This window comes from Argonema galeatum A003/A1 (assembly GCF_023333595.1).
Lineage (GTDB): Bacteria > Cyanobacteriota > Cyanobacteriia > Cyanobacteriales > Aerosakkonemataceae > Argonema > Argonema galeatum.
On sequence record NZ_JAIQZM010000013.1, the window covers coordinates 102,691 to 118,106 of the forward strand.

Annotated in this window: 9 protein-coding genes; all 9 read right to left on the reverse strand. The window is 43.8% G+C overall.

Annotated elements, in window-relative coordinates; genetic code table 11:
- Nucleotides 1–287: 287 nt before the first annotated feature.
- Entirely contained in the window at nt 288–1,724 is a 1,437-nt protein-coding gene (locus LAY41_RS15790) for a calcium-binding protein (RefSeq protein WP_249099597.1), read from the reverse strand.
- A 14-nt stretch (nt 1,725–1,738) separates the two neighbouring features.
- Nucleotides 1,739–1,876 carry a hypothetical protein gene (locus tag LAY41_RS15795; protein WP_249068077.1) on the reverse strand — a complete coding sequence of 46 codons (138 nt, stop codon included), beginning with the start codon at nt 1,874–1,876 and terminating at the stop codon, nt 1,739–1,741.
- Between the two features lie 139 nt (nt 1,877–2,015).
- Nucleotides 2,016–3,317, reverse strand: a complete 1,302-nt coding sequence (locus LAY41_RS15800; protein ID WP_249099600.1) for a glycosyltransferase family 4 protein — start codon at nt 3,315–3,317, stop codon at nt 2,016–2,018.
- Nucleotides 3,318–3,515: 198 nt separating this feature from the next.
- Nucleotides 3,516–5,240: a glycosyltransferase family 39 protein gene (locus LAY41_RS15805; protein ID WP_249099604.1), complete on the reverse strand. Its 1,725-nt coding sequence runs from the start codon at nt 5,238–5,240 to the stop codon at nt 3,516–3,518.
- Between the two features lie 131 nt (nt 5,241–5,371).
- Nucleotides 5,372–6,202, reverse strand: coding sequence for a sulfotransferase family protein (locus LAY41_RS15810; RefSeq protein WP_249099607.1), 831 nt, complete (start codon nt 6,200–6,202; stop codon nt 5,372–5,374).
- A 32-nt stretch (nt 6,203–6,234) separates the two neighbouring features.
- Nucleotides 6,235–9,801 (reverse strand): glycosyltransferase, encoded by a 3,567-nt coding sequence (locus LAY41_RS15815; protein WP_249099610.1) that lies wholly within the window; start codon nt 9,799–9,801, stop codon nt 6,235–6,237.
- Complete coding sequence (locus LAY41_RS15820) at nt 9,798–13,040, reverse strand: glycosyltransferase (RefSeq protein ID WP_249099613.1); 3,243 nt, start codon at nt 13,038–13,040, stop codon at nt 9,798–9,800. Before LAY41_RS15820 ends, LAY41_RS15815 begins: the two co-directional genes overlap by 4 nt.
- Nucleotides 13,041–13,057: 17 nt before the next feature.
- Complete coding sequence (locus tag LAY41_RS15825; protein ID WP_249099615.1) at nt 13,058–13,933, reverse strand: class I SAM-dependent methyltransferase; 876 nt, start codon at nt 13,931–13,933, stop codon at nt 13,058–13,060.
- A 41-nt stretch (nt 13,934–13,974) separates the two neighbouring features.
- Nucleotides 13,975–15,390: an ABC transporter ATP-binding protein gene (locus LAY41_RS15830; RefSeq protein ID WP_249099619.1), complete on the reverse strand. Its 1,416-nt coding sequence runs from the start codon at nt 15,388–15,390 to the stop codon at nt 13,975–13,977.
- Nucleotides 15,391–15,416 lie beyond the last annotated feature (26 nt).

The following is a 15,416-nucleotide window of genomic DNA, read 5'->3' on the forward strand; positions in this document are numbered from 1 at the left end:
TCAGCACTTTGCTATAATTTGAAACCCAGGCGGGCCTGAACTCAAAGCCCTAGATTTCCTGCGACCTTAGCTTCGCCCCTAGTCTGAACCGCGCAAACAAAACAGGACTAGATACTTTTCTAGTCCTGCTGTTACTAAGTTTTATTCGGCTTCTAGAACTCCCTAGAGCATCGGCTAAGTAATCAGATAAACGGGGTTTCTTTGATGAGCTAACCTACAATTGGCTTGCTCAATTCTGAAGAAACCCGATTTCTTAACCCCCTCAACGCGAATACCAGACCTGCGTTCTAGACGATGATGAAGTCGCCGGAGGAAATGTTTAAGCCAGTATCTAAGGTAGCAAACTGGTTACCAGTACCAAAACCTCCATTTTGACCATTTTCATTGTAGTAGAGTTTACCAGTGTCCTTGTTATAGACAATCAAGCCTTGAGCTATCTCAGCTGAAGCATTGTCGCTGCCGGTGACTACTGAAACTCCTGGGGCATTCGTCACAAACAAGGCAGTAAATAGGCCATTACCTGGAGTTGTAAAACCGGCTGCAGTACCATTACCATCCAGGACGATCTTGTCTATTCCTACTTCAAAGCCTATGATGCTATCCAGGCCCAGTTCGCCAAAGTTGTTGATCGATCCCGTATCTGGTGATACTAGGCTCGTTGCGAATGTACCGCCAGAAAACACGAAGTAATCGGCACCTTCTCCACCAATCAGGGTGTCATTGCCACCCCAACCAATCAGGGTATCGCTACCTTCTCCACCAATTATGGAGTCAGCTTCACCACCAACACCACCAAAGAGGCTGTCATCGCCAGCGCCGCCAAAAATGGTGTCAGCACCAGTTCCCCCGTCTACTGTGTCACCACCATCTCCACCGTATATGGTATCAGTACCAGCTTTGCCACTGATGAAGTCAGCGCCATCCCCAGTGTCAGCTCCTCCCGTAATTGTAGAGCCACCAAAGAGTAAATCAGCGTCGGCGGTACCTATGAGGGTGTCGCCGTCTTCACCACCAATCAGGGTATCGCTTTTACCACCTTGCGAAAACCCTACTAAAGAGTCGCTGCCCTTCTGGCCGTACAAAGCGCTGCCACCCTTACCCATAAGGGTATCGTTGTCTTTGCCGCCAAAAAGGGTAGCGCCCGTTACGTTATCACCAACCACAAGCATATCGTTTCCTGCGTTGCCGTTGGCGAGGATACCGCTTGCCTTAGCAAGGAGACTGTCATTGCCATCACCGCCCAGCAGTGTATCGGCAGCCAGTCCTTCGAGGGTATCGTTGCCTTCATCACCAGACAAGTAACCAGTACCCGCACCTTTGAGGCTATCGTTACCCTCACCGCCGTACAGGGTGGCAGTTGCCGCACCGATCAGGGTATCTTTACCAGCTTCGCCGTACAGGATGGATGATGCCGCTCCCACCAGGATGTCGTCATCTTCACCGCCGTACATGGTATCGCCAAAAATAGCTTGTAGGCTGTCCTTGCCCTTATCTCCGTATAAGAGGCTATTAGAACCACTTTTCAAAGTGTCACCACCCTGACCGCCGAAGAGGGTATTGCCAGCAACGAAGGACTGAAGGTTATCATCCCCTTGGTTACCGCTAAATATGACACCCCCAGCAATAGCCGTGATGGTGTCATTTCCTCCCAGTCCTAATATGGTGTCCCCAGGGGCACCGCCAGTAAAAGTATCGTTTCCTGCCGTAAGTGTAATTAAAGGCATTTATCGTTCACTCCTCATTCCTTAGTCGTGGATTGGATATTTTCTAAGATATCCGACGGATTCGCGAAAATAGCTTGCGGTGATAGAGTTTCACAGGTAGATTCGCTGGCTCCCTCTACCACGCTTGCTTTCAGTAGTATAGCTTGCATCATAATTTTCCCCAATTACCTAAATAGGTTTCCAGGCCATAACTTTTTTGCTTCCTGACTGTTCAACTTATTTTATAGTTCCCTCCATACGCAAATTATGTGCAATCTTGCCTATAATAGCGAAGATTCTTTACAATCTTTGTCAAGATTTGGTTAAATTTCCCTGCGCCAAGGCAAAATCTTGGGTTTGCAGCCCAAGGCTGGACGCCACCTTCTGTTGTGGTGAGAGGGAACGATTAGCTACGTCTTGAATTAGCTGGATATGGCGGGGCAGCAAGACATCATGGGAATACTGTTCTAAAACTGTTTGCCTCGCCTTTTGGCGGATTTCTGCCATGCGGGTAGGATGATCCAAAACTGCATCGATTTTGTCAGCAATCTGCTTGGGTGAAAAGAAATCGACCAGCAAACCATTTTCGCCACTGCGGATAACTTCGCTCACTGGCGGCGTGTCGGAGCCAATTACCAAGCATCCAGCAGACATAGCTTCAATCATCGACCAAGATAACACAAATGGCCGAGTCAAATAGATGTGGGCTTTTGATGCCTGAATTACTTTTAGGTATAACCCGTAGGGTAGGGAGCCGACAAAGTGAATTCGGGATAAATCGAGGGGTACTTTCTTGAGCATATGCTCTTTATAGGTGACGCCATTGGGCAAAGCTTTGCCATAACAGACGCGATCGGACCCCACCACTACTATATGACAGTTAGGACGCCTCTCTTGCACGTAAGCAAGGCTTTCAATAAATTCGGGAAAGCCCCGATAAGGCTCCATCCCCCGCCCTACATAAGTGACAATTTCATCAACTTCTGACAAATCCAGATTCGGCAGCATAAGTTTCGCGCCGGGGTTCGGTTTAAAGTAGTCCGTATCTACCCCGTCGTGCAGCACAGAAATCTTGCTGTGAAATTCTTGAGGAAACTGGGACTTTTGCCAGTTAGTTGGAGATATGCCCCTGTCGCAACTATACAAATCTATCAAAATAGGCGCATTTTTCGTGCGAATTCGCGCCATATCATCCACCGATAACGGGTCAGCCGGGTCAAAGTCAGCATCTGACCCAACGGCATGGTAAAACCACTCGAAATAACACATCAGCTGACTGTTCGGGAAGGCATCCTTCATAAACAGTGTTGGCCCCCAACCGGAATGGCCGTAGATTATGTCTGGAATAAATCCTTCTGCCTTCAGCTGTTCCGCTACCCGAAACATGGCTTGTCCATGCAAAACGCCATTTTCTAGGAAACGGACATAGTGGTGCGTCTCAGATCTCGCTTCGCGGCTCAGCTTAAACAGCACTTTGCGGACGCCAGGAATCTGCCACTCTGGATTTTCGATTTTACAGCCAAAGACAACTTCATTGTTGGGGTCTTGAGCTAGAAGTGTCGCCACGTGGCGAAATTGGGCTGGAAAATTAGGATGCAGGAAAAGAATTCGCATGGGCTAGGAGAAGAGAGGGGCTAGGGGCTAGGGGCTAGGGAAGAAGGAAGAGGGGCGGGTGCGGTCATAATACCAAATCCGGGTTAACTACCCCTTTTTCTTGAAGCCCGCGCAGGCGGGCTTTGTCTGTGTAGCCGCGACTTTAGTCGTCGGGTAAAAAAGGGGTTAGGCTTTGTTTCTTTCTTATATTACAATTCATCACCGTTTCTCGATTTTCCAGAGCCAGATCTCGCTAGAGCGGGAAATTGGCTCCAAATAATCGAAAACTGGGGGTGACTGGTAAACCGTTTCTATTTTATAGTTCCCTTGTTTCCAGTGTCGAGATTTCAATTTTTCTGAAGGTCGGTATAAAAACACATCGCTGAAGCCATCGGGAATCTGGGATAGATTTTCTTGGGCTACAAACTGAATCCGTGCTTTTGGATTTAGCAAATAGCCGAGAGACAGGACTCTTGGGACATAACCGCTACTGATGACAAGTGGGCGTTGATGCTGATTAATAATGCCAGCTACTTGAGGATTGTAATAGCTTCCGTATTTACTCCACCAAGATTCTGCTTGAGAGCTAATAGCACATGATATAACACCACCAGATATCAGCACAAGCGCGATAAAGCGCCACAGTTGACGACGCTTTTCGCTAGTTATTCGCCCTGTAGAGCCCCCCTCCATAAGAGGCTGAGCCTCTACATTCTCGTGACCCGGCAGAACCGGGTCACGAGAATGTTTGCCCCCCCTTTTTAAGGGGGGGTTGGGGGGGATCTCCTGGTAAGACATCAAACTATAAATAGTATAAGCAACTGCAATTTGAATCCCTAAATAACAGGGAACAAGGTAACGACTCACACTGGAGCGGATGCCACCCCAAATTAAATCTGGCAATATCAGAGCTAGCCCTGTTACTCCCATCAAAGTCAAAATAAATAACCACACTCTTTTTGGAGTTTGACGGCAGAGAAAATAAATGCTATATCCTACCAAAATTGCCAGCGTTCCTACCAAAATAAGCCGGATGATATCTGCTATTGGATTGCCAAATTCTACAATTCTACCCTGACTATCTAGATCGATGAAAGCACGGCTGAGATTAAAACCCCACATTTGAAATAAAGATGGCAGGGTCACTTTTTCTTGGAAGTTGCTAGTTGTGCTTTGAATAGTGGATAAGCTATTAGCAACAATAAACAGCCAAGGTGTAAATGTTATCAACCCAAAGCCAGATGCCAGTAAGAAGGCAGTTCGCGTTTTAGTCCACTGCCAGCCTTCGTTAGCAAATACATAAATTCCCTGTCCGATTACAATTAACACAGAAAATAAATAAGTATATAATAACAGTGGCAAAGTAGCTGCATAAATTACCAAACTAAATTTTGTGTTAAGGCGTATGGCTCGCAGCAGCAACCAACTGGATAACAAAATGGTCACAGTCCACAAGCTGTACTCGCGAACTTCCTGAGCATAAAGCACATGGAAAGGCGAAACTGCTACCATTGCTACTGTTACCCAAGCGATCGGCGTTGAGTTAAATAATTCGCAGCACAACCAATAAAGACAAGGAAATACAAATAAACTAATTAGGGCTGGCAAACTTCTTTTTATTGCCAGGTCAGAACCCAACCATTTTTCCCAAAAATAGGCCATTATGTAATATAATGGCGGGTGCTGAGAGTCTTCAAGTGCTAAAGATTTAATAGTATCGTTTATACCTCTGTCTGGATGGGGTTGCTGATATTGCTGCAATTCTTCCATGCTTTTTGGCTTACCATCAAAGAGTTCGTGAGTCGCTTCTGTGAGGGTGTAACCGGCAATACGTAATGAGGTATATACTTCATCGCCCCAGTAAACTTTTTTGTCCAAATTTACGAAGCGAAAAAAGATGCCTAACACTAAGATGGCGATGATTAAGAAATAGAATTTACGCAATCGCCCCCCTTGCCCCCCAAATCTGGGGGGAACAGGACTCTTCTCCCCCCAAATTTGGGGGGGCGGGGGGGCTAAACCTTAGTTTTTGCGTAAGCCCTGAGAAATTTAAGCTATTTAGCTTAGACTTAGTTTTATACCCAATCAAAATTTGTGCCCAAATACTCTTCTAATTTTTGGTTATACGGTTGGAAATATGCTTTCAGTTGAAGCCGCGTCGCTTCGCTAATTTCCGTTTCCAGGTAATCGCCAGCATTGAGTTTGTCATACTTATCGAGTTGATGAGAGGGTAGATTTAAAAAATCAAATGCTTTATTCAAGATGACTGTTGGGTTGTCGTAAAAATCTTCGCTTTTAAGAATCAAAAACTGTTCTCTGGGGAAAAAATTTATCCAAGTTGTGAGTTGTTCGATGTAGGTTCCCCTAGATAGGTAGGAATAGTGCTGATGGTTGAAGCTGTAGTAAGTTTCACAGGCAAGGATTTTTTCGATTTCGCCTTTGAGTCGGAATTCTTCTTGTGCTAGAGCTTCCTCGATCGACAGATACTCCACACCCAACTTTACTTCATGATTGTAATGAGAAATTGCCCTATTCACTGGATCTCTCAGCAGCACAATCAGCTTTACTTGGGGGAATAATTCGTAAAGGCGCTGGGGAACTGAAGGATGGAAGATATAATAAGGACTTGACTCACCAGTGATAAACCCCCTCAAAAAATTATCTTGCTCATCCGCGATAGATCGATCGGCTGACTGGGAGACATACTTGGCAAATCTGGGAAATTGATCTCGATACCAATCAACGCCTTTGTGAAAGTTTAAGTCAAAAAAATGCAACTCTTTTCTCTCGGCAGGCACAATCTGGGGATGGCGAATTAGATAGCTATAAAAGGATGTAGTTCCACACTTTTGTGCCCCAATAATAAGGAAGTCTGGTTGTCGTTCTTTTTGATATATTTTTCCCATACAAATCTTTACTTCCTTTGCACCACATACTACTATTTTAATGCTACTTCCTTCGTGAGCAAAAGCTGTTTCTGGAGTAACTCTGCTTCGTCAAACATTCGGCAAACTTTCGCATAAGCATTACTAGCCATACGAGCCGATACTTCTGGGTTTTCCAAGCACTTCTGAATTGCGTCAGCTAAAGCTTTGGGATTCCCCGGTTCAACTAAGTATGCTTCATGGCGATCGCTAATCATTTCGGGAATTCCAAACACATTGGTACTAACAATTTTTAACTCGAATGCCATTGCTTCTAATATCACTCTAGGGAACGACTCTTCAAAACTTGAACAAACGAAAATATCGCTTAAAGCGAAAAAGTCATAAACATCTGTGGTTTGATCGTAAATGTACATATTTTCTAACTTTGATTTTCGGATTTGGTGCTGCAAGAAGTTATAATAGCTAATCACTCTGCCGCCAACGATCGCACAAGATAGGTTGAAATTTCTCTGGGGGTATTGAGCCTCTAACTCTTTAATTGCTTCTATGAAAATATGTTGTCCTTTTCTTTCGCAAATCGTTCCCACCACAGTTAAAACTACGTCATTTTCATTTATGCCATATTTGGCACGCAATTCAGATTTGGTATGGGATTGGCGGAAGTGATTGATTTTGTCTATAGGAACTGCGCCGGGTATGGTTCGGAAATTATCTTTAATGTTCAACGCTTGAAACACATTCTGTGTAGCTTTAGCTTGGAATACTACTTGATTGGCATTTAAGAAACAGTCTTTCAGCAATCGCGGCATTGACTCTTCGCAAGCTTCACCAAAAAAGTTCTTAATACTTTTATCTAGAGTTGCACTTTCATGGATATGCCATATAGTTGGCAAGCCAAATAAACGCGCCAATTCCACGCCCCAAAAGCTAATCAAGGTGTTACATACCACCAAGTCAAATGAAGCTAAGTCTATGCGATCGCCTAATTCTTTTAATCGGCTACGAAACTGCTCTATTGTTTCATTTGGGAACGGTACTTGTTTGGAGACAATTTTAACGGGGATATTCAAATTTTCATAAGCTTCTCGTAACAGACCGTCTTCAGGAGATAGAACGTTAACTTGATAGTTGCCAACCGTAGCAAAATGGCGGGCATAATTGTAAACAATTAGGGTAGCACCTTCCAGGTTTAAGTTGTGGGTAAGTACAAGTACTTTTAATTTAGATGCTCGTTCGGTGTGGCAATAATGATATGGATTTACAGCCATCCACATGGAATCAATATCTAAGCTTTCATTAAAAAATGGATCTTTAAAGTCTTTGTATTTAGCTAAAAAATTCAAATGTTCTTGATAGTTATGATCCTTGCCTCTAGATGCGCTCGTTAGGTGAATTAAGCTCGCTTGGGGTGTGTAGACAATACGTTTGCCTAATTGCATAACTCGCAGACAGTAATCCACATCGTTGTACTGAACGGCGAAATTTTCTTCGTCAAACCCGCCTATTTCTCGATATAAAGCGGTTGAGGTTAGAAGACAAGCGCCAGTGACTGCTGAAACGTTGCGTGCTGCATGGGGTAAACAAATATAACCTACTTCTTCTTTTGGTAGATGATGAAATAGATGATCGGCAAGTCCGTTATGTGGCCCGATGACGACGCCTGCGTGCTGAATAGTGCGATCGGGATAAAAAAGCCTAGCTCCTACAATTTCGACATTATCTATTGACATCCAGCCAACCATGTCTTCTAGCCAACCAGGTGCTATAGCTTCTATATCATTATTGAGATGAAGTATATAGGGTGTGTCAACGTAGTTGGCAGCTAGGTTCATCAAGCGAGCGTAGTTGAATGAGCCGTTGGTTCGTCCTGAGTTGATAACTCGGCATTGCAGGACTTGATTTTGTGCTAGTTTTTGGAGATATTCGTGAGTTTTTGTTTCCTGAGAGCCATCGTCAATTATTAATAACTTGACGTAACGCTTATCAACGGTTCTTTCTAAACTCGCTACACATTTTTCTAGCAGTTCTACTTTGTCTTTTGTGGGTATGGCAATGGTGACAGGATTTTGAGCCAGCAGGCTTTCGTCCCACTTAAGCTGGTACAAACATAAACCGTGCTTTTCTGCAATATCGGGCAAAAATGGCTTAGCTTTGAGACCGCGACGTGCTAGAGCATCTGATATACCGCGATCGGCGCTATCGAAAATGTAGCGCTTTTGAGTACCGTGAGAAGCGGTACTTTCAGCATGACATCGCCAGTGATAACAAACTTTGGGAACGTGCTTAACTTTATCTGGTGTGGTATGTTCGCTTACCCGTAAAAATAAATCGAGATCCTGCGCCCCCTCATATCCTTTTCGCATCCGCCCAACTTTATCTACTAAGGTCTTTCGGATCGCAGTAAAGTGTTGAGTAAAATTATGGGTGAGCATCATTTCTGGACTCCAGCTACCCTTCATCTGGGGGTCGTACCTGCGCCCAGTTAGATCTATTTTATCTTCATCGGTGTAAATCCAATCGATATCTGGATTCTTGGTAATACATTCAGCAATGTGTAATAGGGCATCTGGTGACAAGATATCATCATGATCTAAGAAGGCAACGTATTCACCTGTAGCTAAATCTAAGGCTGAGTTTGTAGCTTTTACAATGTGACCGTTTTGGGGCCTAAAATTTACTTTGATTCGCGAGTCTGATGCTTGTGCTTGTTCGAGAATGCTTTTGACATGAGGTTTAGAGGAGGCATCGTCAGCTAAACAAAGTTCCCAATTCGGATAAATTTGGGAGGTGACTGAATCGATCATCTCCCTCAGAAATAGCTCTGATGTATTGTAAACAGGAACAATAATGCTGATTTTGGGCGTGTTATTTTTAAGCTTTTCGGCATCTTCTGCCATGCGTGTCAAAAGCTTTGGTGTGAGGCGGTTTGTCTCAATCCATCTTTGATATGGATCTTGCATCTGCCAGGGATGAGTGACGTGGAAACTTTCTAGATCGATATTCGGATCTGCTTGTATTTGTTGGTAGTAACGACGTAGTTTGCGAACCCACACAACAGGAGAGGGTGACAAGCGTCCGTGCTGGTATGCGGCTAATGCTTTGAGTGCTGCTCCATAAATAAAAGTATAGGGGTTTAAGCGTTGATTTTGGGTTGGGACAGAGGTTTTAACTGTGACTCGACGAGTAAAACAACAAGTTTTTTCCCCATTTTCAAGGACTGCCCAAATGGTGATAATGAGATTTCCGGTGTAGTTAGGGCCTAAAAGGATATTCCATCTAAAGCCAGATAAAGCGGCATTTGGCAGATCTGGAAATACTTGAGCAACATCGGGCCGAGGCAGGTCGTAAGTTATGGTTTCTTCTGGTAAGTTGTCGATGGCTAATAGGAGGGATTCGATGCGCGAATTTCTGCTACTAAGCCAGCCAAAAACAATCAGCGTGCCGTTTATATTAATTTCATTAATAGTGGGGGAGTCGAGACAACCCAGTAAGTCGCCAGTTGGAACTACTTCCTCGAATAAGTCATTTTCTTGAAGAATATTTGCTTGAGTTCCTCTTAATAGGTTTAAGTTGGCGTTCTGAACAAATTCTGCCACACCACTAACAATTTTTTTCATTGTTTCTCAATATTGTTGCTAAAACCAATTGCCTGCTTGAATCGAACCCATGCTTTTCTCAATTTCCAAAATTTACTGCTCTCCATTTGGTTAATAATGGCTTGCGTCTGTTCCTGTTCTGCTTGAGCGATTTGGAGTTGATTTTGCGATCGCTCCCACTCTGCCTGCATCTGGTGTAACTGGGATTGCGATCGCTCCCACTCTGCCTGCATTTGTTGTAACTGGGATTGCGATCGCTCCCACTCTGCCTGCATCTGGTGTAACTGGGATTGGGACTGCTCCACTTGTTGCTGCGCTTGCTCCCAGGCAGTTTGGATGAGATGCACTTGCTGCTGCGCTTGCTCCCAGGCAGTTTGGATGTGCTGTGTTTGTTGCTGGGTTTGCTCCCAGGCACCTTGAATGTGCTGTGTTTGTTGTTGGGTTTGCTCCCAGGCAGTTTGGATGTGCTGTGTTTGTTGTTGGGTTTGCTCCCAGGCACCTTGAATGTGCTGTACCTCCGACTGCGTTTGCTGCCAGACAGTTTGGATGTGCTGCGCTTGTTGCTGGGTTTGCTCCCAGGCACCTTGAATGTACTGTGTTTGTTGCTGTACTTTCTGCCACTCGGTGCGAGTTAGCTGTAGTTCCGACTGCGATCGCTCCCACTCGACTTGAGTTAGCTGCACTTGCTCCTGCGCTTGGTTCCAGGCAGTTTGGATGCGCTTTGCTTCTGATTGTGTAGTCTCCCACTCGACTTGAGTTAGCTGTAATTGCTGCTCTGCTTGCTCCCAGGCAGTTTGGATGCGCTTTGCTTCTGATTGTGTAGTCTCCCACTCGGCCTGAGTTAGCTGTAATTGCTGCTCTGCTCGCTCCCAGGCAGTTTGGATGCGCTTTGCTTCTGATTGTGTAGTCTCCCACTCGGCCTGAGTTAGCTGTAATTGCTGCTCTGCTCGCTCCCAGGCGGTTTGAGTTAGCTGGACTTGCTGCTCTGCTTCCTCCCAGGCGGTTTGAGTTAGCTGGACTTGCTGCTCTGCTTCCTCCCAGGCGGTTTGGATGCGCTGTGCTTCGGACTGTGTTTCCTCCCAGGCGGTTTGGATGCGCTGTGCTTCTGATTGCGATCGCTCCTGGGATTGTTCCAATTCAGCCTGAGTTCGCTTTAATTGCTCCTGAGATTTTTCCCAGGCATTTCGGATTTCCTCTACCTCCAACTGCGCGAAGTCCCACTCGGAGTGAGTTAGCCGCAGTTGCTCTTGGGATTCTGACCAGGCGCTGCGGATGCGCTCTACTTCCGACTGTGCTTCTGACCAAGCAGTTTGGATGCGCCGCAGTTCGGATTGCGATCGCGAAGATGCGGCATAAGCTATTTGCACTTCCGACTGTGCTTCCTTCCACGCCGATTCTATGCGCTGTACTTCCGACTGCGCTTGCTCCCAAGCAGATTGGATGCGCTGTACTTCCGACTGCGATTCTGACCAAGCGGATTGAATGCGCTCTAGCTCTGACTGCGATTCAACAAATGCTGCCTGCGTTTTTTGCAGTTCCATTTCCATTCCTTCGTAACGGATCTGCTCCTTTAACAAAGCAGAGTCTTTTTCTGCCAAAATGCTGGCAAAGTTAGTTTTGTAAATCTCTAAATGCTTGGCACATATATAATTTACTAACCTGGCATGATTCTCCGGTATTCGACACAGACTCACCATCGAGTCCGATCTTACCCGATAATCAAATAATACTTCACTAACATGATAAAATTTCCACCCTTTTTCTACAGCACCCAGCCAAAAATCCCAGTCTTCATATCCCATTTTACCCGGTATTTTTGAGTCATAACCCCCGCAATCTGACCATACTTCCTTCCTATAAATAGCACAAGCGTCAATATAGTTTCTCGCCGCCAGCTTGTTTATATTGAATTCGGGAACTTCCCAAATCCCCGTTTTCTCTCCAAAAAATTCCGCGTCTCCGTAAACTACTCCGATTTCAGGATATTTATCCAGTATTTCAATTGCCTTTGTTAAATATTGGGCTCTAATTTTATTATCCGAATCCAAAGGCAAAATATATCGACCTCTTGCCTTCTTTACCCCGGTATTTCGAGCCTCAGCCAGTCCTTGATTGCTTTGATGTTCGATAATATTATACCCGTTGTCTTTTAAATAATTTAAAACTTTTAATGTCAATTTTTCGGTTGAGGAATCATTAATAATTAATATCTCGTAAATACGATCTTGACAACTCTCTACACTAGAAATAGCTTCTAGGATAAACTCACCTTGATTAAAGCAAGGAATAACAACCGATACAGCTATCTCATTTTCATATTCATTTACCACGCTCATCTCCTTGACAATTGTTTCCTTTGGCTGTACAAAACTAGACTTTAAAAACTCTGAAATTGTGCCCCGCTCTGATAAATTTGCAAATGCAGACTTAACGGTCAATCTGGTATGGGACAATTCTGCGATCGCTTTCACAGAAAAGCCGCTGGGTATATCGGCAACCTCATCCAATTCTGCTAACAATGAAGAATATTGGTTAGCACCACTATATAACTTTTTAACAACAAAAGCATCCCATGCTAAGCTTGTAAATATTTGCTGTTCGTATACTTCTTTAAATTGACTCTCCTTGTATGTATTCTCAAAATTTATCTTTAACTTATTTTTAATTAATTCTATAAGCTTTGATGGCTCTTTGAGCAAACCATTTATATTAAAAAGAATGCAGCGTTCCGAATTGTCTTTATAAAAATTCAGTAAATGATGGTTGTAATAAGCCCAAATCCTTAAAGCATAATCAGGATGTTCGTAAAAAACTGTTTCATTAAGACGACTAATAGAGTCCGCTACATCCCAGGGAAACCGATAAACCAGCAGGTATTTTGCTTCAGGAAGTAACTTGTTCCAAAATTCAAGCATTAGAGTGGTACGAGGGTCTTTCCAACCCCAAATACTAAAGTTTTGATGGCGACGATTAATTAAATCCCGTGCCGTTTCAATATAATTTTCAAACTTGCTGCAATCCAACTTCTCACTTTCTGTCCAACCCCAATCATGCCATCCCGCTTCGTCAGCAGGACAGGTATTTTGCAAAACGGAACGTTGAAATTCTAAAAAGTCAATGTCTTCAAAGTAGCCTTTGAGGTTACGATCATCGGCATTCAAAAAATTGCTGCCTAAATCAACTCCGATCGCTTTGATAAATGAAGCAGTCAGAGAAGTGCCAGAGCGGTGCATTCCAGTTATTATCAGCGGTTGAGACATTTCTAACAACCTGGACTTTATAGTTCTAACTCTTCTTTTTCTGGCCATCTTTCCTGTGCTATTTTATTTGCTATAGGTGACGAAATGATGTTTTTTCGCTTCCCTTTAATCCCCAGAAAGGTGTTTCTGTCAGCTTCTTTTCTCTGTCTCATTATTTCATATTTTATTACCGCTGGATTATGACATTCATAAACTGACGTAAATCCCGATTCTGATAATAAATTATAGAGGGAAGCACGGGTCAGCCAAAAACTTGTCAAGTTCTCCAATGATGCCCACAATGATTTATTTTTTTCCTCCGCTGTTGAATTATCTTTATGCTCTACATAGGAGCAACCCCAATATTTTTGCTCTTTGTAAATATAGCATTTTTCTGCCGACATACTTACATGAGTATCTAAGATTACCAATTTTTGGCAGACATCTGCTATTTGCTCCAGAAAGGAAAAAACATCTGGCGCATCCAAGTGGTAAAATATCCCGATGCACAATACTACATCGAAACAGCCGTACTTTTCCCGACTGAGATTGCGTACATCGTCTTGTACAAGCTGAAGGTTGTGTAGAGAAAGGACATCCTTGACAAATCGCGCTTTCTCAATATTCGCTTCTCTGCCTTCTATGGCGACTACTTCAGCGCCGTGGAGTGCAAGTTCTATTCCATATAACCCCTCCAGACACGCCAAGTCCAGAACACGCAGCTTTTCAAAAGGCCGATCGACTATATCTGCGATCGCTTGCAAGATCCGTCTTAATTTTACTTCAGCGCCAGTAATTTGTTGACCGATCGTGTAAATATCGTCATCCAGACGGATGTTGTGATTAGTCCATTCACCGAATTTATCTGTGATTTCACGTTTTCTCTGCGCGATCGCTTCAATCTCCATGTGCATCCACCTTAATTCAACTCAACGAAGCTAGTGCAAAAGGAGCTTCAAACAACGTTAATTTCTTGATATTTTTCTATCAAATCGGCATTGATAGTTAAACTTGGCTCAATCATCAAGTCAACTATACCACTAGCGTAGGAATTAGTTTCGGGTTGGACTCTAAACATTGCCACATCAATATGTCTGGCAAGATACGTAAAATGTCCGTCAACTAACCCCGTAACACCTGCATTTAAAAAATAAACACCAGGATTAAGCAGACATTTGAAGGGAAACTTTACTATTACTATCGTCTCCGGTTCAATGTCGTTAATACATTGAGACGATGCAGTAAAAGAAGCTCCTCCAAGTTCCAATCCAGACACTGTTTTAACCAGCATACCAAACCGAACTTGTTGAGCGTGTTTGAGAAACGAAACGGAGTAAGTGTAAATGTACTCTTTCCGTCCAACCAGATGATTGACCACTTTCCCATCAGGCATGGTTATGTGGGGATTAGTAATTTTAGCTCCACGAGGCACATAGGAAATTGTGTTTGTCGGAACCAACTCCGGGTCGTAAAATTCTCGGATTTCTTGTAAATCAGATTCTGATTCCGATTCGGACTGCTCGGAAACAATCGCAGATGATTTATTTTCTAAAATGGAAACGTGCTGTTTCAATGAATCATAGCTAACACTTCTTTGCAGTTCCCGTATTTCTTCGCGTAAATGCTGCACTTTATCTTCCGGCGCATACATCAGTTTATGATATTTATCGACAACAAACTTAGGATGGTGAAAGAGTAGTTTTTCGCCTCTATCCATCAATATTGCGGCATCGCAGATTTCTATAACCGAAGTTGCTGAGTGAGAAACAAACAGAATTGTTCCACCTCTAGCTCGGATTGATTGAATGCGAGCGAAGCATTTACGCTGAAAAGCTTCATCTCCAACGGAGAGAGCTTCATCTACTACGAGAATATCTGGATCGACGCTAGTGGAAACTGCAAACGCCAACCTTACGAACATTCCGCTGGAATAAGTTTTGACAGGGTGATCGAGAAAATCGCCAATATCTGCAAAGGCAACAATTTCATCAAACTTAGCTTCAATTTCCTTTTGGCTCAACCCCATTAACCGACCGTTAAAAAACACATTTTGTCTGCCGGTAAATTCTGGGTTAAATCCGCTACCTAGCTCCAGCAATGCGGCTATTCTGCCGTTTACCCCCACTTTACCTGTAGTTGGTGTCAGAGTGCCTACGATAATTTGGAGCAGAGTACTTTTGCCAGAACCGTTACGTCCGACAATTCCCAAGGTTTGTCCTTTGGGAACTTCCAGGTTCATGTCTCGCAGTGCCCAAAATTCATTTGCTTTGCTTTTTCCTGGTAGTAATAAATCTTTCAACCGATCGGCAGGACGAGTATAGCATTTAAAGCACTTGGAGATATTGGTGAGAGAAATTGCTATTTCAGTCATGACACTGCTGTTTAAAGGACAAACGA

Bases quoted from the DNA above. Each gene is read 5' to 3' on its own strand.
- LAY41_RS15825 (WP_249099615.1), bottom strand. From the start codon at position 13,933: ATGCACATGGAGATTGAAGCGATCGCGCAGAGAAAACGTGAAATCACA.
- LAY41_RS15810 (WP_249099607.1), bottom strand. From the start codon at position 6,202: ATGGGAAAAATATATCAAAAAGAACGACAACCAGACTTCCTTATTATT.
- LAY41_RS15815 (WP_249099610.1), bottom strand. From the start codon at position 9,801: ATGAAAAAAATTGTTAGTGGTGTGGCAGAATTTGTTCAGAACGCCAAC.
- LAY41_RS15820 (WP_249099613.1), bottom strand. From the start codon at position 13,040: ATGTCTCAACCGCTGATAATAACTGGAATGCACCGCTCTGGCACTTCT.
- LAY41_RS15790 (WP_249099597.1), bottom strand. From the start codon at position 1,724: ATGCCTTTAATTACACTTACGGCAGGAAACGATACTTTTACTGGCGGT.
- LAY41_RS15830 (WP_249099619.1), bottom strand. From the start codon at position 15,390: ATGACTGAAATAGCAATTTCTCTCACCAATATCTCCAAGTGCTTTAAA.
- LAY41_RS15800 (WP_249099600.1), bottom strand. From the start codon at position 3,317: ATGCGAATTCTTTTCCTGCATCCTAATTTTCCAGCCCAATTTCGCCAC.
- LAY41_RS15795 (WP_249068077.1), bottom strand. From the start codon at position 1,876: ATGATGCAAGCTATACTACTGAAAGCAAGCGTGGTAGAGGGAGCCAGC.